Genomic DNA, 22824 nt, shown 5'->3' with positions numbered 1-22824 from the left:
TTTCCGGCCAAGTTAACTTAGGCTCCGCTTTCTAAACGCTTTGCTCCGCTCACTTTACCTAGGACAGCTGCGCCAGGCAGAAAGCTGCACATAAGCACCTTGAACAAAAATTCCAAGCCCGGGAATTTCTGTTCAAGGAGACTTATGTTCCGCTTTCTAAGCGCCTGGCTTCGCTCACTATTTTAGGACAGCTGCGCAAAGCAAAAAGCTCCGTGTAAGCACCTCTAACAAAAATCCCAGGCCCGGGGATTTCCGTTAGAGGAGCCTTACACTCCGCTTTCTAACCGCTTTGCTTCGCTCACTCAATAAAGAGGGATGATTATGGAAACTGATCAACAAATTGGCGCATACGAGCGCTTGGTTAGCGGGGCGCTGTTAGCCATGGCCGCCGGCGCACTTGATTCATACACTTATTTAGAAGATGGCGGGGTTTTGCCGGTCTTCAAACGGGGAATCTCATTTTGACTGGTTTACGACTTGGCCGTGGCGAATACGGGGATATTCTGCAAGCAGTTGTATCGCTGTTGATGTTCATGGTTGGCGTTGTGATCATTCGAATTGTTCAGTACCATTACCCTGAAGAACGGGTGGTCAGGCGTCGGGTGATCACACTCACTTTTGAGATTGGGTTATTTGTCGCTGTCAGTTTGGTTGCCAATCGAGTATCTAATCTGGTTACAACTGGGATGCTGGCATTGGCAGCCGCTTCTCAATTACAAGAATTTCGAACGCTAAAAAACGGGCCGTTTACATCGTTGATGATGACTGGAAATGTCCGTACATTAGCCGAGAGCCTACTAGACTTCTTTGCTCAAAAAAATCAGCGGGCACTCAAAAAAGCCGGTGATATTGCAACAATCATCAGCACATTCTTTGTTGGAGCGTTATTAAACGGATATTTGGTTCAGTATTTCCATAGTCAAACGATTTTACTTTCAGCCATTATTTTGCTGGTCGCCATGATTTTTGGCAGGTAGAGGGGATTTTAGTTTGGCGTAAAGAGCCATGTCCCTGAAATCGTCATTATAAAACGCATATTGATTTAAAATGCCATCAAGATGGAAGCCACAATGTGCAGCTACGTTGCGGCTTTTTTGATTTCTAGTATCGGCAAGAATCTCAATTCGATTTAACTGTAAGTCATTGAACGCAATTTCGACAAGCGCATTAACGGCAATGTGCATGGCTCCATGTCCTTGAAAGCGACGGGCCAGCCAGTAGCCAATTTGAGCTCGGGCGTGTTCATGGTTAATTTCGTGGAGATCAATCATTCCGGCTGGCTCGCCGTTAACTAGAATAATGGCAAACCAGAAGTCGCCTTTGGCCATTTTTTCGATGCCGTATTGAAGAAATTTAGCTTCATCGTCAATCGTTAGCACTTCTTTGGCCCATGGCAGCCATTTACCAAGTGCTTGACGATCGTCGTCAATGAGTGCGAGTAAGTCGTCGGCATCAGCCTTGGCTGGTAGTTTAAAAGCGATTTTGTCGTTAACCTGATATGTAAACATATAAAAACCTCCATCATTACTGTTAGAATTAAGTATAGCTTAATTAATCTCACTTGGGGGTAAAAATATGGTCTTTAGGTTGGTGGGCGATCAAAAGAATCAACCGTTTATGGAAAAATACATGCGGAATCAATTCCCATTTCTAGGGCTTAGAACACCACAGCGAAAGGCACAGTCCCAAGCCTTCATTAAAGCTTCAAAACAATGGCCGACAACCAAGGTAATCGCGACTGTGAACCGTTTATATCAACGCAAACCACGTGAATACCAGTACGTTGCCATCGATGTGGCGGATGCAAATGTCAATCGCCTGGCCTTTTCTGACATTAAAGCACTGACTCAGTTCGTCCAGATAAAATCTTGGTGGGATACAGTTGATGCTTGGCGAAAAGTTTTTGGTAAGTTTGTAATCCTTCACCCGGAGCAAAAACCAGCCGTTTTTGCCTTGTTTTACCGCCACAAAAATTTTTGGATGCGCCGGGTGGCTATTTTGTTGCAGTTACTGGAAAAGCAGACGTTAGATACGGAACTGCTGACAAAGGCGATCGAATTTGATCAAACAACCAATGAATTTTTCATTCAAAAGGCGATTGGCTGGGCACTTAGAAACTATAGTAAGTATCATCCTGAATGGGTCAAACAATTTTTGGAAAGTCATGAATTATCAAAACTAGCCGTTAAAGAAGGGTCAAAAATGTTGCGGAGATGAACGATTAAAAGTCTTCGTTGACCCAATCAGTTGAGTCGACGAAGACTTTTAATCTTTAGAGCTTATTTACTGAGACCGTCAATTAATGTCTCGGCGTCATGTGACGATAGTGGCGGTCGCCAAAATGAAACCCGCTAACCACAATAATTGCGGCGACTACGAAGGCAGCCAGCCCCGCTAAAATTTGAGTGTAGCCAAAGCTGGCAATGATTGAAACAAAAATCGTGCCGATAATCAATGTTAACAATCCAATTAAGGTGATTTTCAAGTTTTCATCCATATGATCGCTCCCCCATACGCTAAATGATCAAGTGACAAATATTTATGGTTAGGCATTCTAACCACGTTCACGCAAAATGGTTGCGCTTTCTTTACGTCTTTATTGTAACGCATGTCCACGGAAATAACATGTGTTGAGGGGGAAGTTAATGCGAAAAAAATGGTGGTATTCTCAGCTACTTTGCACAATGTTCTGGACTATTTCTAGCTTTTATGAAACACTGTAGTTAGTCACTAGGTATATCAATCAATTAATCGATATTATAAAGGATGTGGATCGCATTGAAAATTGCTAATCGTTAATTCAGAATCTAATCAATCACTGCTCATTTAGCAGGGGTTATTCTGGGCGATTTAGCTATTTTGTGCGATCAAAACCAAACGTGGCAGAAAGGTTATTTCTGCGATTATTTGGGATGTATACTCACAATCATCATTCAGAAGGCCTGCCGGCGAGATAACTCGCTTAGCAGCCTTTTTCTTTGCTCGGATAACGTTTGGTGAGTGGGCGGGTGAGGACAGCTGCGCAAAGCAGGGATCTGCGCGTAAGCACCTCTAACGAAAATCCCAAGCCCGGGGATTCCCGTTAGAGGAGCCTTACACTCCGATCCCTAAGCGCTTTGCTCCGCTCACTAGGAGGGATTACATGGGAACCATCAAAATTCACGAATTATCGTTTAAATACGATGGGATGCTCACCAATTTATTTGAGCAACTTAATTTAAATATCGATGACAGTTGGAGATTAGGGCTGATTGGCCGAAATGGTCGGGGCAAAACCACTTTTTTGAAGATCTTAATGGGCCAGCTGACTTATCATGGTCAAATCTCAACCAATGTTAAATTTACCTATTTTCCACAAACAATTACTAAGCCGGAGCACCTAACCCAAACGGTTCTGTTGGACAGCGCCGGATTAGACGACAGTCAGCTTTGGCAAATCCAAATTGAAATGGATAAGCTGGGTCTTGGCGATGAGGTCCTTGGTCGGCCGTTTCAAACGTTAAGCCCCGGTGAACAGACCAAAGCACTACTAGCGGTTATGTTCAGCCAACCAGAAACGTTTAAGTTAATTGACGAGCCCACTAACCACTTGGATGCTAACGCCCGAATGGTGGTAGCAGATTATCTCAAAAACAAATCAGGCTTCATCGTTGTCAGCCACGATCGGTACTTTATTGATCAAATCATTGATCACGTTTTATCAATTGATCGGGCCAAAATTCAATTATTCACCGGCAACTACGAAACCTGGCAGCGCGAATTTGACCGCAAAAATGCGGCGGAACAGGCCGAAAAACACCAGCTTAAAAATGAAATTAGCCGTTTGAATACCGCAACTAACCGGATTAAGCAATGGGCTGGTAACGCTGAGGTTAAAAAAAGTCAAAATCATTATCGGAGTCAAGGGCACGTTATGATGGACAAAGGCTTTTTGGGGCACAAAGCGGCTAAAGTCATGAAGCGGTCTAAAAATACACTGAATCGAACAGAATCGGCAATCACTAAGAAAAAATCGTTACTTAAGAATTTAGATGAGATGCCGGCCCTGACACTCAATTATCAAAAACCATATCAGCAATATTTACTGCGGGTGATGGATTTACAAGTCAGTCGAAACGGAATGGTTTTGAATCAACCATTAAGCTTTGATTTAAAGCCTGGTCAACGGCAAGTCTTGCTGGGGTCAAACGGGTTCGGTAAGACGACGATCGTCAAGGCATTGCTTGGAGAAAAAGCACTGATCGTCAATGGGACAATTAGCTGGGCGGCGACACTTAAAATTTCGTACCTGACGCAAAACTTTGAAACATTGCGGGGACCAATTGACAGTTACGCCAAACGGTATGGAATCACGCTGTCAGACTTATTGAATATGTTGCGGAAGTTGGGATTTGAACGAACAGTATTTGCTGAAGATCTCAGCCAATTGAGCATGGGACAAAAGCGAAAAGTATCGCTGGCTAGAAGTTTGTGTGAACCTGCTAATTTATATATTTGGGATGAACCGTTGAATTATCTGGACGTCATCACTCGTCGACAAATTGAAAAATTGATTTTAGACAAACAGCCACCAATGCTCGTGATTGACCACGATCGTGATTTTATTAAGGCAATTGCCAACCTGCCAATGATTGAAATGAAGCGGCCACATCACTAAAGCATATCGGTAAAGCTCAAGAAAACTTGAAAAAATCGGCAAAAAGCGTAAGATACAGCTTATAGTTTTTGAAGGGATGATTTAGTGATGTTTAACCCCAAGCGGGCAATACTAGGAATTGCATTAATAATGGGTATGCTGGTGGCAATGCCAGTTAATGCGCAGTCAGTTAAAAAAGAAGTTCACGGCAACACAACGACAACCGTTTCGACAACGTATACCGCCAAGCTCAAGAATGTTGGCCAGCCGCAATTAGTGACTAATAAGCGCACGGTGTTATATCCACTAGTTAACGGTGATGTTAATCGCGGTAATTACATTGTTGTCCCTAAGAACACCGTTTTAACGGTGAAGTCCAAATTGTTAAGCCATCAAGGAGACGTGGTGACCTTACCGCATTCTCAACAATCATTTGGTTTGATTGGTCCTCAAAAGTCGACTTACTCAACTAAGGGGCTTAAAAATAGCCCTCAGGTAATTAAAAAACTGCGGGCGGCATCTAAAAAGTGGTCAAAGGATTTGAGTAAAGCTGACATCGCTGCTATTCGGTATTATACGGATAAGGGCTATGGAAAGATTAACACGGCACTGAGAGACTCAGAGTCAAAGCCAGGCAAAAAGGTCACCACCAACATTCAACGAATTAATACGAGCATTGATCGATTCAAGTTAACCAAACCGCTGACAATTTATCGCGGAACTTCGCTAGTCGGTGTCAAAAAATCATTGGCAAACCAGTCACTTAGAGTAGGCCGGGCTTACCAAGATCCGGCGTATTCGTCTTGTACGTTAAGCCAAATGATCGCTTTAGGTTTTTCAAAGCAGCATGTGATGTTGAAAATCAACGTTCCGGCGGGTAATTATGGTGCCTATATCGATCCAATTTCGACTAACGTTGGCGAAAAGGAATATCTGCTTAAATCTGGCACAAAGTTGATTGTTACTAAAATTCAAAAGGGTGATTCAACAACCCGAACCGTAACTAACGTGAAGCAAAAAGGGAAACAGGCTAAACGACAGGTCGTTAATACAAAAATTCACTATACGTTGGTAACGTTAAATTTGAAAAAATGAGTAAGCATGTCAGTTTACTCAGCTAACTAAATCTGAACAGGTCAAAAAGGCTTAGGCAAATAATCATTTTGTCTAGGCCTTTTGAGTCTAATCATTAGTTTGCTAACGACCACTTTTGTTGGCGATAGGCCATCTCCCAAAAATGCAACTCATAGTAGCTGCTGCGGACGAAGGCGGTGATCATTGCACCCCGTTCATCTGAATCCGCTTTTTCGGCCAGGCGGTCAACAATTGAGATCATTTGGTTGGTTGCTGTCGTAAATTCGGGACTATCGTAAGTTTCGATGAATGCTTGATAAATTTTAACGGGTGATCCGGCTTTAATCAATCGTTTGCCTAGATCGTTGTACAGCCAGTAGCATGGCAATAGTGCCGCACAAGCTCGGCGAGGTGAGCCGACGTATAATTCATGGTACATATGACTGACGTAATTATAAGCGTTCGGGGCAATTTGGGTTGTTTGAATTTCTGCTGGCGTAATTTGAAGCTGCTGAAAAAAATCGGTTCGAACTTCTTTTTCACTATCATTTAAACCAGATGCACCGGCATATAAAAACTTTTTGACTGCTGGGTCATCAATTTGATCGGCAATTTTCCCATGCAGGGTCGCAAAGTTTTGCAGATAAAACCGGTCTTGCTTGAGGTAATATCGAAACTCAGCCATTGGTAAATGACCGGTGGCTAATTCTTTAATGAAAGGGTGATTAAAGCTTGCTTGCCATAATGGATCGGCTTGTTGGCGCATTTGGGTTGTGATCGTTGACATGAAATCTCGGCTCCTTTAATCGTAATATTGATTAGCCTTATTTTAGCATGATGGCTCGTAAAAAGTTTGCTTGACTTATTTGTGAACTAAAGCGCATAACGATTGCTATTGAAAAGAGCAGTCGGTAGAATTGGGGTGAATCAAACAATTACTAGAAGGGATGCGTTAAGTAATGGATCGATTGAAAGATAAAGTTGCGTTAATTACTGGCGGCGTTGCGGGCATTGGGTTAGGAATTGCTGAATGTTATGTTCGCGAAGGTGCCAAAGTTGTTGTGACCGCCAATCACAATGTTGAAGGCGGCAAACAAGCAGTTGAGAAGTTTGGTGCTGATAAGGCCTTGTTCGTCCAACAAAACGTTGCTGACGAACAATCTTGGCAGGACACAATTGCTAAGACGATCGATAAATTTGGCCGGTTGGATATTTTAGTTAATAATGCCGGGGTTGGCGGTGTTAATGGCCCTCTCGATGAACTTAAACTAGAAGATTGGCAGCAAGTTATTGACATCAACTTGACCGGTAATTTCTTGGGTGAGAAGTATGCCATTAAAGCGATGAAGAAGTATGCGGGTAGTAAAGGATCAATTATTAATATTTCATCGGTGGCTGGCCTGGTTGGTTTGCCGCTAAGTCCCGCATATTCAGCAAGTAAAGGTGGCACGCGGTTGTTGACTCACGCGACGGCATTGTCTTTAGCACAACAAAAATTAGCCATTCGAGTCAATAATGTTCATCCAGGCTGGATTGCGACTGATATTGTCCCTAAAGAATATGAAAAGCAAATCGTCAGCACGATTCCAGTTGGTCATATGGGCGAACCAAAAGATATCGGTGAGGTCTGCGTCTATCTGGGCAGTGACGAATCAAAGTTTGCCAATGGAGCTGATTTCGTGATTGATGGGGCACAAAGGGCGTAGTGTGCGGAGAGAAGCGGTTAGTCGCGGTAATATAAACGGCCCGTTATCAAAATCCCGGTTCTGGATTTTGATAACGGGCCGTTTATATTGTTAGCGACTGCTTCTCGGAGCACTATTCGACTCGGGAGTGGCCGGGTTTGGATTTCAATGGTGGGGGTTCTTATATGTTTAGCGTCAGTTGGCTGGAGCTCGTTTTGGCCAAGTAGTGGCGAACCGCAAAATCCCGGTTCTGGATTTTGATAGCGGGCCGTTTATATTGTTAGCGACTGCTTCTCGGAGCACTATTTGACTCGGGAGTGGCCGGGTTTGGATTTCAATGGTGGGGGCTTTATATGTTTAGCGTCAGTTGGCTGGAGCTCGTTTTGGCTAGGAATATTTTTCTTAAGGTTCTGGTACCTTCATCTCCCGGTCAATCCGTGACCGACCAGTTGCGTAATCAAACGCTACATTGGGCTGGACATTATATAGATAAACGTTAAAGTTGAGCGATTGATCGGTGCTAATGGCTTCTAAATGAATCCCCCGGGCCATTAGTTCTCGCCCACGAAAAATTGGTTTAGCGTAAAAGATCACTCGCTTACCAGCCTTTAAAGCATCGCGGACTTTTTGTTCGAAAATCGTTTGGACGCGTTGATTTGAAAAGGCTGTTTGGGTAAATAAATTTTTAGGATTATTCTGATCACCTGATGAATCGTTTGGCTGATAAGTTCCAGTGGTACTAATCCCCTTTGAGATTGAGTAGGCAATCAAATGACCACGATTAATAATTGGCTGGTGGTCGACCATTTTTTGGTGCCAGCCGGTCGGTTCAACGTATTGGCGAACTCGATTGTCATCTGATGCCAAATTCCTTGATGTTAAGTAAGCAACGTTTCCCTTACTGGTTCGGTTGAGACTATCCAGATTGGAATAAATAACGTGATTGGTCTGCCAACTTGCTGGATTGAGGTTGGCTTTGTTGTGATTGATGTATATAAAGCTTTGTTCACCAGAATGGTAATCCAACTTAGCCAGTTCATCGCTTGAAGCCACGTTCTTGATTGGGGTTGAACCAATCTGGGTCATCCTTTGTATCAATGAATTGAGATCACTTGGCTTGCCGCCGGAAAATAGCCAGCCACCAATTAAGATGGCAAACACAATGAAAATACTTAACAATGACTGTGGTTGCCGGCGCTTGCGTCTACGTTTGCTCATGATGTCACCTCGATTAAGTAAGTCGTCCGCTATTAAAGATACCAGAAAAGCAGGGGAACAAACAAGCCCCTAGAAATTAAAATTGATGGGATTAGCAAATTACTAAAAAACGAATTGTCGCCATAATAATGAAAAAATTGGCCAGCGTTGATTAGAAGTCAACGTTAGCCAATTTTGATTGAGATAAATTTAAACTGATCGACAGCTTTTGCTTTACGGCAAATCGTTGCCTGCAGCCAGGTACAAGTCATACCACTCTTGCTTAGTCAAGTCGACATCGGCGCCGGCAGCACTGTCTTTAATATGTTCAGGATTCATAGTTCCAAGCAACACTTGAATGTGCGCTGGGTGGCGCAGAATCCAAGCGACGGCAATGGCATTCTTAGAAACGGCGTACTTCTTAGCCAGTTCTGCTAACTTGTCGTTTAACTTGTCATATTTAGGATCATTGATGTACATGCCAGCAAATAACCCATAGTTAAATGGCGACCAAGCTTGAATGGTCATATGCTTGCGTCGTGAATATTCAATCAGGCCATCATTATGGTCGTTAGGGTCACTGGCGGCCAAATTAACGTGCAAGCCGGATTCAATCATACCAGAGTGAACAACGTTAAATTGCAGCTGGTTGATCAAAAGGCGTTGGTTAACCCATGATTGAACCATTTCAACTTGCTGAGGATTGAAGTTGGAAACGCCAAAATGGCGAACTTTCCCTTCACGTTGTAAGGTATCAAACGCATCGGCAACTTCATCTGCTTCCATCAGCGGATCTGGCCGGTGCAGCAAAAATGAGTCCAAATAATCAACACCCATGCGTTCCAAAATACCATCAACCGCTTCAATCAAGTGTTGCTTTGAAAAGTCATAGCGCGCCCCAAACACGAGGCCATCGTGGCTTCGGCTAGGGTCTAAAACAATGCCGCCCTTTGATTGAATAAAGAGCTTATCTCTTGAAATTCCTGATGCTTTAAGGGCTTCTTTGAACGTCTTCTCGGAATTGCCCTCACCATAAATGTCAGCGGAATCAATGTAGTTAATGCCAGAATCAACGGCAGCTTGAAGGGTCTTAGCGGCTGCTGGGGTGTCCATACCGGCCATCCGCATAATGCCTAACGCAACCGCAGAAGCTTCAAAGTTGGTGTCACCAATCTTTAATGTCTTCATTGTTATCCTCCTTTAATCAATTACCTTAATTATAATCCATTCAAATTAACATTCCAAAGAATTGTGACAACAAAATATGTTATAATTTGCGAACTAACTTCATAATTTTGAGAAACGAGGAGATTAATTGAGCGAAGGAACAATTACTGAATTAATTAATCAATATGGCTATTTAGGAATTGCGCTTTTGATTGCAATTGAAAACATTTTTCCACCGATTCCATCAGAAGTGGTGCTGGTGTTTACTGGGTACCTAACGATTTCGAGCAAATTGACTATTTTGGGGTCAATTCTGGCGGCTACAGGTGGTGCTTATGTTGGTGCAGTCGCCTTATACGGAATTGGCAGACTCTTAAGCGTCTCTCAATTAGAACGATTAGCGGCTGGTAGGGTTGGCAAGCTGTTACGGCTCAAGCCAGCCGACATTGAAAAGGCGGGGGCCTATTTTAATCAGCATGGCGCAATCGCAATTCTGGTTGGTCGCTGTGTGCCGGTTGTTCGGAGTCTGATCTCAATTCCAGCTGGGATGACCGGATATCCGTTTAGCAAATTTAGCGGCTTGACCATTATTGGGACACTTATTTGGAATACGATCTTAATCTTGATCGGCCATTTTGCTGGTCAGGCTTGGCAGCAGTTGCTTAGCGAACTGGATCAATGGTTAATGGTCATTTTAGTGATCGTAGCGGTTATTGCCGCATGCTATTTGTATTATCGGTTTGTGGCTAACCATCGGGATGACTCCAAATGAACCAATGGTAAAAAATTTAGGTATTTTGAAAAGGGCTGGCTAATTCATTCCCATTCTTGCGGGAAACGAATTAGCCAGCCCTTTTTGAAAGGCGTCGATCATATAAGCAATCATTGAATCATTAATCTTTTAAGTTAGTTTAAATGTTCCCTAAACTTTCCCTAAATCTTCTGACAAAAGTCACAATTGTATCTGCTTATTTTGTTATACTTATTATTAAGTATTCATAAAAGAAATGGTATCTACTTAACAAGGAGGAACCCGATGAAATGGTATAGCGAAACCCCAGAGTCAGTTTTAGAGGCATTAACAACCAACCGGATTTCTGGTTTAAGTGAGGACCAGGTTAGACAACGACGAGAAAAGGTCGGAACTAACCAACTGCAGACTGCTAAAAAGGAGCCGGCTTGGAAACTATTTCTTAAGAGTTTTAAAGAACCGTTAGTTATTATTTTACTGGTTGCAATTGCGTTAGCCTTGGCCAGTGCCTGGTACGATTTTAAAGTAACCGGTAATACTGAGCATGCCACTGCTTCAATTTATGAAGCAGCTGCAATTGCCCTGATTGTGGTGATTAACAGTGGCTTAACGTTTCACCAGACCCGCTCGGCCCAAAAATCATTAGAAGCACTGGCCAACATGCGACAGCACCACATGCACGTTTTAAGGGAAGGAAATTGGGTATCCCTTGCAACGCAGGAATTAGTGCCGGGCGATATTGTCAGCGTCAAATCCGGTGATTTTATTGATGGTGATTTGCGGTGGCTTAAAACGGCTGAACTTCAGATTAACGAATCACACTTAACCGGCGAATCGGACGCGATTAATAAAGACACGCAGGCCGTTTCAGAAGATACTGAATTGGGCGATCGGTCCAACATGGGCTATTCGGGCTCAATGGTGGTTAATGGCAACGGAATTGGCGTGGTGGTCGCGACTGGAATGAAGACGGAATTGGGCAAAATTTCTAGCTTGATGCAGGGGATTGACGATCAAAAAACACCAATTGAAAAATCAGTTCACGGATTAAGTAAAAAGCTTATGATGATTGCGGCAATGATTATTTTGCTGACAATTGGCTATGATGTGGTGAAGCAATTGATGGAAGCCGGCAGTGTTTCATTGGAAAGCTTGGCGGGGATCTCTTCGACAGCAATTGCCATTGCCGTGGCCTCAATTCCAGACGCAATGCCAGTGGTGCTATCGATTGTTTTAACCATTGGCGCTAAGATGATGGCGGATCAAAAAGGATTAGTTAAATCCCTTAGCAGCGTTGAAACGCTGGGGTCAACTACTTATATTGCTTCCGATAAAACTGGGACATTAACTAAAAACGAGATGACCGTTACACGTTTTATGGCTAATGGCCGGATTTACGACGTTGAAGGCAACGGTTATACACCGGTTGGAGACTTTATTGCCGAGGATGGTCAGCCAGTGGATGAGGCTGATTATCGGCGCTTCTTAGAAGTAGCCGTCTTGGATAACGAGGCCGAAATCAAATCGGATGACAAGCAGAATTGGCGTCCATTTGGTAATCCAACTGATGTTTCATTAGTTGTCTTGGCTGCCAAGCAAGGGATCAAACGGGATGCGCTATTGGAAGACCAGGGCAATCGCGATATTGATATCGTTAGGATCTTACCGTTTGACAGTACTCGGAAAATGATGACGGTGGTGATCAAAGAAAATGGTCAATATTATAGTTTAACCAAGGGTGCCCCGGATGTCGTCAAAAACCGCACTACTACGGCACTGGTTAATCAACAGGTGGTTAAGATTGATGAAGTAGCCGATGAAATTGAAACAACCATGCTGGCATTTGCCAATAGCGCGTTGCGGACCATTTCAATTAGTCAAAGAAAAGTGACTCGTGATCAAGCGTTGAACGCACCGAGCGAAGTGTTAGAACAAGACCTGTGCTTTCTAGGATTGGTCGGAATCATTGACCCGCCACGCGAAGAAGTTAAGGCGGCCGTTAATACATTAACCACTGCTTCGGTTAACGTTGTGATGATTACGGGCGATCACGCCGCCACGGCTAAAGCGATTGCCAAACGGTTAGGAATTATTCAATCAGACAATGCTAGGGTGATTACTGGTCGAGAACTTGAATCAATGAGTGATCAGCAATTAGCAGAAGCCGTCCTGACAACTCGCGTTTATGCCAGGGTCACCCCTGAACATAAGCAGCGAATTGTTAAGCAGCTCCAAGATCATCGACAGGTCGTTGCGATGACTGGGGATGGGATTAACGACGCCCCGGCGCTAAAGGCTGCCGATATTGGCATCGCTATGGGGATTAACGGAACGGAAGTGACCAAAGACGCCGCTGATCTGATTTTATTAGATGATCAGTTTACGACTATTGAGAAATCCGTTGAATCAGGGCGAACAATTTTTGCCAACATCTTAAACTTTATGCGCCACGAATTGACGACTAACGTAGCTGAAGTTTTATCGTTGTTGTTAGGGGTTTTCTTGATTACGGCACCAATTGGAAATATCACGGAAGTCACGCCAACGCTGACCGCCCTCATGGTTTTATGGGTTAACATGGTCAGTGACTCACTGCCGTCATTTGCTTTAGGGTATGATGAACCGGAAGCTGATGTGATGAAACAGCGGCCGCGAGATACGACCCAGTCGATTTTAGCAAATGGGATGCTACGGCGGGTGCTGTTTCGTGGTAGCATCATGGGTGCGGCTGTCTTTATTGCTTTTATTTGGGCAGCTAATCAAGGTTTTTCAGTTGCCGAAAGTCAGACAATTGCATTTTTAACGTTAGTATTCGGCCAACTCTGGCACGTTTATGATGCGAGAAGTGCTAAAACTTTATTTGACCGTAATCCATTCTCGAATTCACGCCTAACGTTGGCAGGGGGGTTTGCGGCAACGGCTTCAATTTTAGTCACCCTGATGCCATTCTTTAATCAGGTGATGGGAACAGCCCCGCTATCGATTAGTTTATATGTTGGCATCATTATCCTCTCGGCCTTGCCAACGTTTATTATCTCCGGTATCAAAAAGTTAATTGGATGGGCTCGTAATCGCCAAAATGATCCCGCCTTGGTTGAATAGGATTTTGGCAAACTTAAATAATTTACATTAATTGATGATGAGATGCTTCAAAAACGGGCAGCCAACAGATTAAGATAGTCTTGTTGGCTGCTCGCTTTTGAATGTAGAAAGGCCGATTAAACTTTAATTGAGATAATTTTAATTTGATAATTTAGATTAGGTGCTGAAACCGTGACAACGTCTCCTGAATGATGATTTAATAGGGCAGCGCCAATGGGAGAAGCAATCGAAATTTTATTATTGTCAATATCAACCTCTGGGGTGCCGACAATTTCATAGGTGTCGGTAGTGTGGTCATCAAGAAATTCAAAGGTGACAGTTTTACCAACTTCAACTGTATCAGTGTTGCTTGGTGTATAAACTTTCGCGTATTGCAGCTGTTTTTTGAGGAACCTCATTCGACTTTCGAGGTGTCGCAGGTCCCGTTTGGCCGCACTGTATTCAGCATTTTCGGATAGATCGCCAAGTGCTCTGGCATCGGCCAATGCTTGAATTTTTGATGGGCGAGCATTTTCTAAACTACGGATTTCGGTTTTAAGATGCTCATAGCCAGCCTTGGTAATTTGATTAAAGTGTGAGTCCAAGATGATCCCTCCTAAAAAAGTGAGCGGAGCAAAGCGGTTAGAAAGCGCCAAGTAGGCTAGGCGTTTCACGGCCGTCGGAGTGTAAGGCTCCTCAGACAGAAATTCCCGGGCTTGGAATTTTTGTCTGAGGTGCTTACACGGAGCTTTCTGCTTTGCGCAGCTGTCCTAAGAAAAGTGAACGCAACAAAGCGGTTAGAAAACGCCAGCAGGACTTAGGCACAAGCCACCACCCAACATAGTTATCTTATAAATTCTAGTATAAATTACGAAAAACTAAAACAAATTATTAATGCAAATGCTAAGAAAAGTGATTGTTAATTAATCATATTTAATCTATCATATATTTAGATAATAGTTTAATTATGAGTGGGAGATTAGCAATGAAAAAGTTAAAAATGGTGTTCTGTATACTGGCAACGATGACATTCGCATTGGCTGGGTGTTCTAGTAACCACGCTGATAATGAGAATAAACCTAAGATTAGCACTAAAACGCGTGATAAGATTTCAGAGTACGAGGGGATCATCAAGTCAGCCAGGAATTTGAACGAGAGCGGCAATTATAAAGCATCGAACAAAGCGTTAAATAGTATTCGGGTAGCTGACCTATCTAATCATGGCTTTGGATCTTTAAAAACGGAATATTTCCAGCTCCAAAAAAGTAATGATGCCTTTTTGCTTAAAAAGGCCAAAAAGCAGAACCAAGCAACTAACAACAATGCGAGTGGTGGCACAACTAACCTTAATCCTAACAATAGTTTTGACAGTTATGATAAGTTTGTTGGCGACTATGAATTTTACAATTATGATCCCGATCGGCTTCAAAGCGATTTGGTGATTGATTCAGATGGAACAGTCCTTCAAGAAAATACGGATGGTAGTAACTTTCATGGGGTGGCAACCATTTCGGCTGATAACCAAGGCGGTATTTTATCCTATGACGTGACAACTGACACCAATAAAACCAAGCAAATCACGGCTAACGTTAAGGTAGACGTCACTTGGAGTAATGGTGAGGTTGAAACTTATTACGGTTATACGGATTATGATGGCGATGCCGTGCTGACCGACGGCAAATCATATGATAGTGATTTGGTTAATGAGGTTTGGATTAAGTATTAAACTGGGTGGTTGATTTTGACCTAGCAGGTTTAAGTCAAGCCCAACAATTCAAACTGTTAACCAGAATTTAAACCAGTCAATTACCCCGTAGCTATAAGATTTACCTTCTAATATTACTAACATGACAACCGGTTTAACACGCTTGTAATTTATCGGCAACCTCTCTGTAAATACGATAGCGTATATTCTTACGTGTTGAGTAAATACAGAGGAGAATTCTTTTAATGAAATTTAAGAAAATCGTGATGGCCTTGATGGTCGCATTAACTTTTTACGGCACGTTTGATGTTGCCGCAACCACTGAAATCGCAAGCGCTAAAACAACCAAAGTTTACAAGTCCAATCTTTCAAAAGCAAATCAAAAAGCAAAAGCTTGGATTGCTTATCATGAATCGAGAGGGTCTTACACTGCTCGAAACGGCCGCTACGTTGGGAAGTACCAATTAAGTTCATCATACTTACACGGCGATTATTCAAAGAATAATCAAGAAAAGGCCGCTGACCATTACGTTTCTGCCCGCTATGGCAGCTGGGTCAACGCTAAAAAGCATTGGAAAGCCTATGGTTGGTACTAAGACAACTTAATCAGGTAACACAAAAGCCCGTCGATTTTTTGATCGACGGGCTTTTAATGTTGCCAATTAAATTAATTGGCGTCTTTAACAGTTGGAACACCAGCAACAGCTTTGAAGACGTCAGCCAGTGAGACGTGCATATCTGCGAATTTTTTGTTTAAGATCAATTGTCTAAATTGTTCAATTGACATTTTTTCCTTCTGTTTGAAGGGAAGTGGCGCAATTCCAGAGTTGACAGCTTGGTTAATACCGGTTGTTAAGGTGATAATAATGCCATCGCGACTGTCTAATCTGGCAGTGTAGTATTCGTAATAGGAAGGTACTTCATACTTTCCAACTAATTCTTGATGTTCCTGAAAATATTTAGTAATAAAGTCTTTAAATGAGTCTGCTGATTGCAAGGATGCTTTCCAAGCGGTTGTATCATCGATTGTCATATTAGGATCTCCTTTTTGCTGATTGACTAACTTCAAATTGAGGCAGTTTAGTGATAACTTCGTTAACTGATATGTCAGTATTCCGAAATCTAAACCCCTTTACTGTTAATTAGTTTAGCTTCTTTCCAAAATAAGTCAAGTGAAAACACCTATGAAAACGTTTAATATCGGTATTTTTATTATGATAATCAATGGAAACGCTCTCGAAAATCAATTAGTGTTTTATTGGTTACTTGCATATCAGTTATTGCCTTCATATAGTTAACCAACCAAAAGGTAACAACCATTCAAGAAAGATAATGATGTGAACACTATTATTCGGAATTTAAATTGTTTTTCAAATTCATTCGTGTTAGTATGACAATATTACGTTAAACACGAATAAAAGGGAGAATATCATGAATAATGTTTCTGTTTCGGCCGAGAAATCACCAGTTAAGAACGCCATCCTCGGCTTTCAGCATTTGCTGGCTATGTACTCGGGTGACATTTTAGTCCCATTGCTAATCGGTGGCGCTTTGAAATTTAACGCGGCCCAAATGACCTACTTGGTTTCAATGGATATCTTTATGTGTGGGGTGGCAACGCTGCTGCAAATTCGTCGAACCCCTATTACCGGGATTGGCTTACCAGTGGTGTTGGGGTGCGCGGTTGAGTACGTTGCGCCTTTGCAATCGATTGGGAAGAATTTTGGCTTGGGTTACATGTATGGTGGCATCATTGTTGCAGGATTATTTATTATTTTGATTGCCAAGCCATTTGCTCATATGAGAAAGTATTTCCCACTGGTCGTTACCGGCTCACTAATCACATTAATCGGGTTTACGTTAATGCCAGTTGCCTTTCAAAATATTGGTGGCGGCGATACGACTGCCAAAAGTTTTGGCGATCCCACCCATTTGTTTTTAGGCTTCTTTACCGCTTTGATTATTATTGTGCTAAATATTTGGGCAAAGGGATTTATAAAGCAAATTTCAATTTTAATTGGTATTTTAGTTGGCACCATCGTGGCAATCTTGATGGGAACGATTGATTTTGGGGCGGTTGGACAAGCACACTGGGCTCAATTACCGCAGTTCTTCTATTTTGGGACCCCTAAGTTTGAATGGTCATCGATTGCGACGCTAATTTTAGCAGCTTTTACGTGTATGATTGAATCGACGGGCGTCTACTTTGCTTTAAGCGATATTACAGGCAGAAAGTTAGCTGATCGGGATCTTGAGCATGGTTATCGTTCTGAAGGAATCGCGGCCATTCTTGGCGGGGTTTTTAATACCTTTCCTTACTCAACTTTTTCGCAAAACGTTGGAATTGTGCAATTGTCAGGGATCAAAAAGCTGACGCCAATTTATTATTCGGCATTTATGCTTATGATTTTAGGGCTGATTCCAAAGTTTGGTGCAATTGCAACCTTAATTCCAGCTTCCGTTTTAGGCGGTGCTATGCTCGTGATGTTTGGGATGGTAGGTGCTCAGGGAATTAAGATGCTTTCCCAAGTTAAACTAAATAATAAGAACTTACTAATTATCGCGATCTCTGTGGGGCTGGGCCTGGGTGTCACGACTCAACCGGCACTATTTCAGTATTTACCAGCAACGGTTCAAGTTATTATGAGTAATGGCATGGTTGTTGGTAGTTTTACGGCCGTTATCTTGAATATCCTGTTAAATCATACGGGGTTAAAGGACAAGGTCGAAGAGTAGTTTTTAATCAATAAAAGAGGCCCTCAATCAAATTCCGATTAGGATTTGATTGGGGGCTCTTTTAGGTAGCAGAATTGATCCGTCACTCATTGTCGGTTACCTTTTTGGCGTGTATTCATCAACATACTCCGTGATAATGTCAAGCAAGTCGGTGACTGGCTCTGAGGTTTGCTTATTCTTAATGTAAGAAATCCCAAAGTCAGCTGTTAGAACATCTGTCGGAATCTTAACAATATTGATGCCAGCTTTTTGCTCGTTTGTTAAACGTTGCTCGCCAGCAAAGGGTTCAGGTGTTACAATTGCGCCAACGTGTTCGATTGCGAGGTCGGATGCCAAATGCAAATCGGGAACTTCAATACTATATTCCGGGGTGATCCCCACGTCACTAAAGTAACTATTAATAAGTCGCTGATAGTTATCCTCTTGTGGTGTACCAATAAATGATTCGCCAGAGAGTTTGGTGAGATCCAAGTCTTCATAGTTTGTATAAAGTTGTCTTGGCACAAACAATTTGGATGTCTTGGGGATAATCAAAACTAATGGTAAGTGTGCGGCTGGCTGGTAGTCAACTTTATGGCTTTGCAATGCGTGGCCGATAAAGAAGTCGAGCGTACCGGACAAAAGGCGCTTTTCTGCATCCCGACTGGTCATCCGCGTAATTTGAGCGTGAATATTTGGATACTTATTATAGAAACGTACTAATACCGGCTTATATAAATCATTGGTAACAACCTCATTAGAGGCAATCGTTAAATGACCATATTTAAACTGGGAAAGATGAGTCATCTCACGATCAAGGTTCGATCGTAATCGGTTTTCCTCCTGCAAATAAGCCAGAAGCCGATCACCAGCATATGTTAGCTGGATTGGATGAGACGATCGATCGATTAATTTAACGCCGAAATTGACTTCCGCGTTTTTAATAACCCGGCTAATATACGGCTGAGTAACGAATAATGCTTGGGCGGCCTTTGACATATTTCCTTGTGCCTTTATCTCTTCAAGAAACGAAAGTAATTTGCTGTTCATAATGCTTATTCTCCTTTGGGACCCCTCATCAAAATGTTATCCGACAAACAGATTATAGGATATTCCAGTAATATATGCATGAATTATGACTTACACCGAATAATCTATCTTTATGATGCTACAGTTAAGTATACCAATTCGTAATTGACCGGTAAAGGGTGTTCATCTTTTCGCTGGTGTATTAAATAATTCTTAACAATTGTATAACTTAGTAATCAATTCGTTAATCATCTAGATATAAATGTTTTGACATATTAAAAGCTCACTATGGATTAAGTAAGATGGTAAAATTATCTCAGGCGAAGTTTATAACGATTATAGCAAGTAATGGTCAAAATGTAGGGGCTCATGCGTTAGGTAGCCCAGAAAGCATTTTGCCCGTATTCAAAAAGCTGCCCCTAAACTTACCGAGCAGCTTCTAATCGCTTTTCTTTGCTCACTTTTGAGGAGGACATCAAATGAGAATTGAACAATCACCGGAATTTCAAATTCATTTGCAGAACCTAAAAAACAAAGATCCACTATTTCTTGAAACAATTTATAATGTCGGCAACGGCCATATTGGTGTGCGGGACTCCAATCCCCTTCAGGGCAATAACCTTGACTATATTGGCTCTCCCGGTCTCTTTATTAATGGTTTTTTTGATTACAATGAAGTTTCTTATGGAGAAAAGTATCGCGGCTATCCTGATAATGATCAAGTGATCAACCGATTATTTGATCCCCGATTTATTCGAATCAAGGTTGATAACGAGGATTCGGCGGTTGATCACTTTCGAGTTGAAAATATTGATAAAAACTTGGATATGCAAACGGGACTGGTTCATGAACTGTTTAGCGTCACAACGCCGGAAAACCGCAATTTTAATCTAGTTGTTGAAAGCTTTGCGAGCTTGAGCAAGCAGAATGTATACGGTGTCAAATATTCGATTATCCCGACTAATTTTGAAGGTGATATTGAGCTCATCAAGGTTCATGATTACGTAAATCAGGCCACCCATGCGCAAGCAGACGATGTGCGGGTTAATCAGGATGTCGGCCAAATGCAATTGGACTTTCTTCCTGATAATGGCCAGCCGAGTTATTTGGTCACGACCTTTCGAAGCCAGCAAGGGGTAATTTTAACCTTTCAAGCCGGAACGCCAACGGATTCCAATCCAGCTATTGACTATTTTGAAGACGCTAATCGTCACTATGGTTATCGTAGCCAATACCACGCCAAACCAGGTAGCCAAAAAGAATTTGAATTTTTATTTTCAATTGGTAATATTCATCCCTTAGTAAATGCCAGAATGTATGCGGATCAATATTTAGCTTCATTAGATAATTTTATTCGCAACACAACCTTTAATGCTGAATTAATGGCTTCTGCCCAAGTTTGGCAGACCTTTTGGCTGCATAGTGACGTTAAAATCGATGGCGATCCGGTTATTCAATCCTGTATTCGATTCAACTTGTTTGAGCTTAACCAGTCAGCCGGAAGAGACGAGTTTACCAGTATTCCCGCTAAGGGGTTGACTGGCAACGGCTATGGCGGTCAGTTCTTTTGGGATACAGAAATTTTCATGCTGCCATTTTTTGTTTACACTGAACCAGCAATTGCTAAAAAATTGTTAATGTTTAGGTATCATACATTGCAAATGGCTAAAGAGCAGGCAAGTGACTTTGGTCTTGCCAAGGGCGCAATGTATCCGTGGCGAACGATTAATGGATTTGAGTCTAGCTCATATTGGCTGGCTGGGATGGCTCAGTTTCATATTAACGCTGATATTGCCTTTGCGGTTGAGCAGTATTACACGATTACAAACGATGAAGATTTTTTAAAAAATTATGGCTTTGAGATTATTTTGGAAACAGCTAGATTTTGGATGCAATATGGCAACTTTGCTGAAATCGATGGTGAACGTCATTTTGTCATTAATCGGGTAACCGGGCCGGATGAATATAGCGCCCTTGTTAATAATAATTATTATACTAATGTGATGGCCCAGTTCAATTTGCGGCTGGCGGTGAAATATGCCAAGTTGTTTAATGATACGGATATTTCAATTCAACTTAATGTAACTGCAGAAGAGCTTGAAGATATGCAGGAAGCAGCAGACCTGATGTACTTACCTTACGATCAGAAGCGAAATGTGAAGTTACAGTTCCAAAATTTTGAACAGTTGCCGCGAATGGATATTGACGCGATTGACCAAAGCATGTTTCCGCTATTATTGCACTTCCATCCATTAATGCTGTACCGCGCGCAGGTTAACAAGCAAGCCGATACGATCATGGTCGATTACATGTTCCCCCAAGGAAATACAAAGGAACAATTAAAGGCTGACTACGACTTTTATGAACCAATCACGACTCATGATTCCAGTCTTTCAAAAGCCATCTATTCAATTGTCGCTGCCCGGATTGATCGTGATCAACAGGCCTATGATTTCTTCTCCCAGGCGGTCAAAACGGATCTAATTGATTTGCATCATAATACCAAAAATGGCATTCATGCCGGTAGTTTGGGAGCGGCTTGGTCAGGGATTGTCTATGGATTTGCCGGGATTGTGAATAATGCCGATCATTTTTCGCTAGAACCCCATTTACCAGATGCGTGGAACTGTTTGAAATTTAAGCTCCAGCTGCATCATAACGAGCTATTGTTTACAATTTATCAAGACCAAGTAGAAGTTGAATTGATGAGCGGCAAAGGGCTGACTTTATCCATATACGATAAGAAGGTCAAAGTATCTTCAGAAGCTCCCCAGAAAATCTGTAAATATTAAGTCGAAGTTTAATTTTTCAATGGGCGGTGCTAGTTTGCGCTGCCTTTTTTCGATGGCTGAATTGATAAATTCGGTTAGTGTTTTTGCGAGTAAGTGAAAAGTTTCTCCCGATTGTTATAGGAGGGGGAGGTGATTGTGCCAGTTAGAAGCCGCTATGTGAGTACTTCTGACAAAAATCCCAAGCTTTTGGTAGGCAGCGGCTGATGTTTCAGTTCTTAAACGCTTGGCTCACTTTTCATACCAAATTTTCGCAAAAAGGCGCTCTTTGTATTATTATTTGTTATGATAGTGTTATGCAAATGACTTGGTGATTACTGAATATTTAAACAAGTTTGCAAAGGGCGATAGCTTAATAGTTATGGCCTTGTGGAAGGGATGGACTTCGATGAAAAAGGAAGCTCGGCAATCTAAAATTGAGCAAATTATTAACCAATACACCATTACAACGCAGGATGAATTAATGGCAAAATTAAAGCTTTCCGGCATTAATGTCACTCAAGCAACGCTGTCTCGGGATATTCGCGAGATGCAAATTGTCAAACAACCGGATAGTTCTGGGAATTCTCGTTACATGATTTTTAAGTCGGGAAATCAAAATGAATTGGAACGCATGTATCGAATGATTAATGGGACGGTAACTGATATTCGTCAGATTCAATTTATCAATGTGATTCACACCCAACCAAGCTATGCCAATCCTTTGGCGGCGGTTGTAGATGATTTGCATTTAGACGATGTAGCTGGTACGTTGGCCGGCTATGATACTATCGTCCTTTTTAGCCCGTCAATAGAGGCTGCCAAGCGGATTAATGATTTATTCACCAAACATTCGAATCCGGATTTATTGGTATCTTCTTTGCATGATTAACGGTATACGGACAGTTGCCAGGCCAATCGATTAAGCACTTTGCAACTGCGATTTTAATTTCAAAGGGGGAGATAGTATGCCCCCCCAAAAAAATGAAACAAATCGCGTCACCATTTCCGATCTT

At 42.1% G+C, this 22824-nt stretch carries 21 protein-coding genes; 13 read left to right on the top strand and 8 right to left on the bottom strand.

What is annotated here, in order from left to right; genetic code table 11:
* Positions 1 to 321 precede the first annotated feature (321 nt).
* Positions 322 to 465, top strand: a complete 144-nt coding sequence (locus tag YK48G_RS13575) for a hypothetical protein (RefSeq protein WP_232365363.1) — start codon at positions 322 to 324, stop codon at positions 463 to 465.
* Positions 462 to 977: a YoaK family protein gene (locus YK48G_RS11485; protein WP_232365362.1), complete on the top strand. Its 516-nt coding sequence runs from the start codon at positions 462 to 464 to the stop codon at positions 975 to 977. The genes YK48G_RS13575 and YK48G_RS11485 overlap by 4 nt, the downstream gene beginning before the upstream one ends.
* Here the strand turns inward: YK48G_RS11485 and YK48G_RS11480 are convergent.
* Positions 936 to 1508 (bottom strand): GNAT family N-acetyltransferase, encoded by a 573-nt coding sequence (locus YK48G_RS11480; protein ID WP_203630855.1) that lies wholly within the window; start codon positions 1506 to 1508, stop codon positions 936 to 938. The two genes, YK48G_RS11485 and YK48G_RS11480, sit on opposite strands and share 42 nt — an antisense overlap.
* A gap of 67 nt (positions 1509 to 1575) precedes the next feature.
* Here YK48G_RS11480 and YK48G_RS11475 point away from each other — a divergent pair, with 67 nt between their 5' ends.
* A complete protein-coding gene (locus YK48G_RS11475) occupies positions 1576 to 2217 on the top strand; it encodes a DNA alkylation repair protein (protein WP_203630854.1) in 642 nt (213 codons plus the stop codon).
* A gap of 82 nt (positions 2218 to 2299) precedes the next feature.
* Here YK48G_RS11475 and YK48G_RS11470 read toward each other — a convergent pair whose 3' ends face one another.
* On the bottom strand, positions 2300 to 2497 hold the full coding sequence (locus YK48G_RS11470; protein WP_203630853.1) for a hypothetical protein: 198 nt from the start codon (positions 2495 to 2497) through the stop codon (positions 2300 to 2302).
* 645 nt (positions 2498 to 3142) lie between these two features.
* Here YK48G_RS11470 and abc-f point away from each other — a divergent pair.
* Entirely contained in the window at positions 3143 to 4657 is a 1515-nt protein-coding gene (gene abc-f / locus YK48G_RS11465) for a ribosomal protection-like ABC-F family protein (RefSeq protein WP_203630852.1), read from the top strand.
* Between the two features lie 87 nt (positions 4658 to 4744).
* On the top strand, positions 4745 to 5731 hold the full coding sequence (locus tag YK48G_RS11460) for an ADP-ribosyltransferase (RefSeq protein ID WP_203630851.1): 987 nt from the start codon (positions 4745 to 4747) through the stop codon (positions 5729 to 5731).
* 94 nt (positions 5732 to 5825) lie between these two features.
* On the opposite strand, the gene tenA is transcribed toward YK48G_RS11460, so the two are convergent.
* Entirely contained in the window at positions 5826 to 6497 is a 672-nt protein-coding gene (tenA, locus tag YK48G_RS11455) for a thiaminase II (RefSeq protein ID WP_203630850.1), read from the bottom strand.
* Positions 6498 to 6669: 172 nt separating this feature from the next.
* Here tenA and YK48G_RS11450 point away from each other — a divergent pair, with 172 nt between their 5' ends.
* Positions 6670 to 7416 carry a glucose 1-dehydrogenase gene (locus YK48G_RS11450; RefSeq protein ID WP_203630849.1) on the top strand — a complete coding sequence of 249 codons (747 nt, stop codon included), beginning with the start codon at positions 6670 to 6672 and terminating at the stop codon, positions 7414 to 7416.
* 381 nt (positions 7417 to 7797) lie between these two features.
* Here the strand turns inward: YK48G_RS11450 and YK48G_RS11445 are convergent, their stop codons facing one another.
* Together YK48G_RS11445 and YK48G_RS11440 are read right to left on the bottom strand one after the other, a co-directional pair.
* Positions 7798 to 8613, bottom strand: coding sequence for a DNA/RNA non-specific endonuclease (locus YK48G_RS11445; RefSeq protein WP_203630848.1), 816 nt, complete (start codon positions 8611 to 8613; stop codon positions 7798 to 7800).
* 213 nt (positions 8614 to 8826) lie between these two features.
* Positions 8827 to 9780 (bottom strand): aldo/keto reductase, encoded by a 954-nt coding sequence (locus YK48G_RS11440; RefSeq protein ID WP_203630847.1) that lies wholly within the window; start codon positions 9778 to 9780, stop codon positions 8827 to 8829.
* Positions 9781 to 9907: 127 nt separating this feature from the next.
* On the opposite strand from YK48G_RS11440, the gene YK48G_RS11435 reads away from it, so the two are divergent.
* Both YK48G_RS11435 and YK48G_RS11430 read left to right on the top strand, forming a co-directional pair.
* A complete protein-coding gene (locus YK48G_RS11435) occupies positions 9908 to 10531 on the top strand; it encodes a DedA family protein (protein WP_203630846.1) in 624 nt (207 codons plus the stop codon).
* 264 nt (positions 10532 to 10795) lie between these two features.
* A complete protein-coding gene (locus tag YK48G_RS11430) occupies positions 10796 to 13612 on the top strand; it encodes a cation-translocating P-type ATPase (RefSeq protein WP_203630845.1) in 2817 nt (938 codons plus the stop codon).
* Between the two features lie 116 nt (positions 13613 to 13728).
* Here the strand turns inward: YK48G_RS11430 and greA are convergent, their stop codons facing one another.
* Positions 13729 to 14196 (bottom strand): transcription elongation factor GreA, encoded by a 468-nt coding sequence (greA, locus tag YK48G_RS11425; RefSeq protein ID WP_203630844.1) that lies wholly within the window; start codon positions 14194 to 14196, stop codon positions 13729 to 13731.
* 380 nt (positions 14197 to 14576) lie between these two features.
* Here greA and YK48G_RS11420 point away from each other — a divergent pair, with 380 nt between their 5' ends.
* Positions 14577 to 15317: a hypothetical protein gene (locus YK48G_RS11420; RefSeq protein ID WP_203630843.1), complete on the top strand. Its 741-nt coding sequence runs from the start codon at positions 14577 to 14579 to the stop codon at positions 15315 to 15317.
* Between the two features lie 224 nt (positions 15318 to 15541).
* Positions 15542 to 15892: an aggregation-promoting factor C-terminal-like domain-containing protein gene (locus YK48G_RS11415; RefSeq protein WP_203630842.1), complete on the top strand. Its 351-nt coding sequence runs from the start codon at positions 15542 to 15544 to the stop codon at positions 15890 to 15892.
* A gap of 71 nt (positions 15893 to 15963) precedes the next feature.
* On the opposite strand, the gene YK48G_RS11410 is transcribed toward YK48G_RS11415, so the two are convergent.
* Positions 15964 to 16329 carry a hypothetical protein gene (locus YK48G_RS11410; RefSeq protein ID WP_203630841.1) on the bottom strand — a complete coding sequence of 122 codons (366 nt, stop codon included), beginning with the start codon at positions 16327 to 16329 and terminating at the stop codon, positions 15964 to 15966.
* A 398-nt stretch (positions 16330 to 16727) separates the two neighbouring features.
* Here YK48G_RS11410 and YK48G_RS11405 point away from each other — a divergent pair, with 398 nt between their 5' ends.
* Positions 16728 to 18032: a nucleobase:cation symporter-2 family protein gene (locus YK48G_RS11405; RefSeq protein WP_203630840.1), complete on the top strand. Its 1305-nt coding sequence runs from the start codon at positions 16728 to 16730 to the stop codon at positions 18030 to 18032.
* A gap of 96 nt (positions 18033 to 18128) precedes the next feature.
* Here the strand turns inward: YK48G_RS11405 and YK48G_RS11400 are convergent, their stop codons facing one another.
* The gene (locus tag YK48G_RS11400; RefSeq protein ID WP_203630839.1) at positions 18129 to 19061 is read right to left on the bottom strand and encodes a LysR family transcriptional regulator; all 933 of its coding nucleotides are present in this window, start codon (positions 19059 to 19061) and stop codon (positions 18129 to 18131) included.
* A 458-nt stretch (positions 19062 to 19519) separates the two neighbouring features.
* On the opposite strand from YK48G_RS11400, the gene YK48G_RS11395 reads away from it, so the two are divergent.
* Positions 19520 to 21832, top strand: a complete 2313-nt coding sequence (locus YK48G_RS11395; protein WP_203630838.1) for a glycoside hydrolase family 65 protein — start codon at positions 19520 to 19522, stop codon at positions 21830 to 21832.
* A gap of 385 nt (positions 21833 to 22217) precedes the next feature.
* The gene (locus tag YK48G_RS11390) at positions 22218 to 22700 is read left to right on the top strand and encodes an arginine repressor (RefSeq protein ID WP_203630837.1); all 483 of its coding nucleotides are present in this window, start codon (positions 22218 to 22220) and stop codon (positions 22698 to 22700) included.
* Positions 22701 to 22824 lie beyond the last annotated feature (124 nt).

Source organism: Lentilactobacillus fungorum, assembly GCF_016860605.1.
Lineage (GTDB): Bacteria > Bacillota > Bacilli > Lactobacillales > Lactobacillaceae > Lentilactobacillus > Lentilactobacillus fungorum.
The sequence above is the reverse complement of the archived record's forward strand: the minus strand, read 5'-3'. Positions and strand labels throughout refer to the sequence as shown.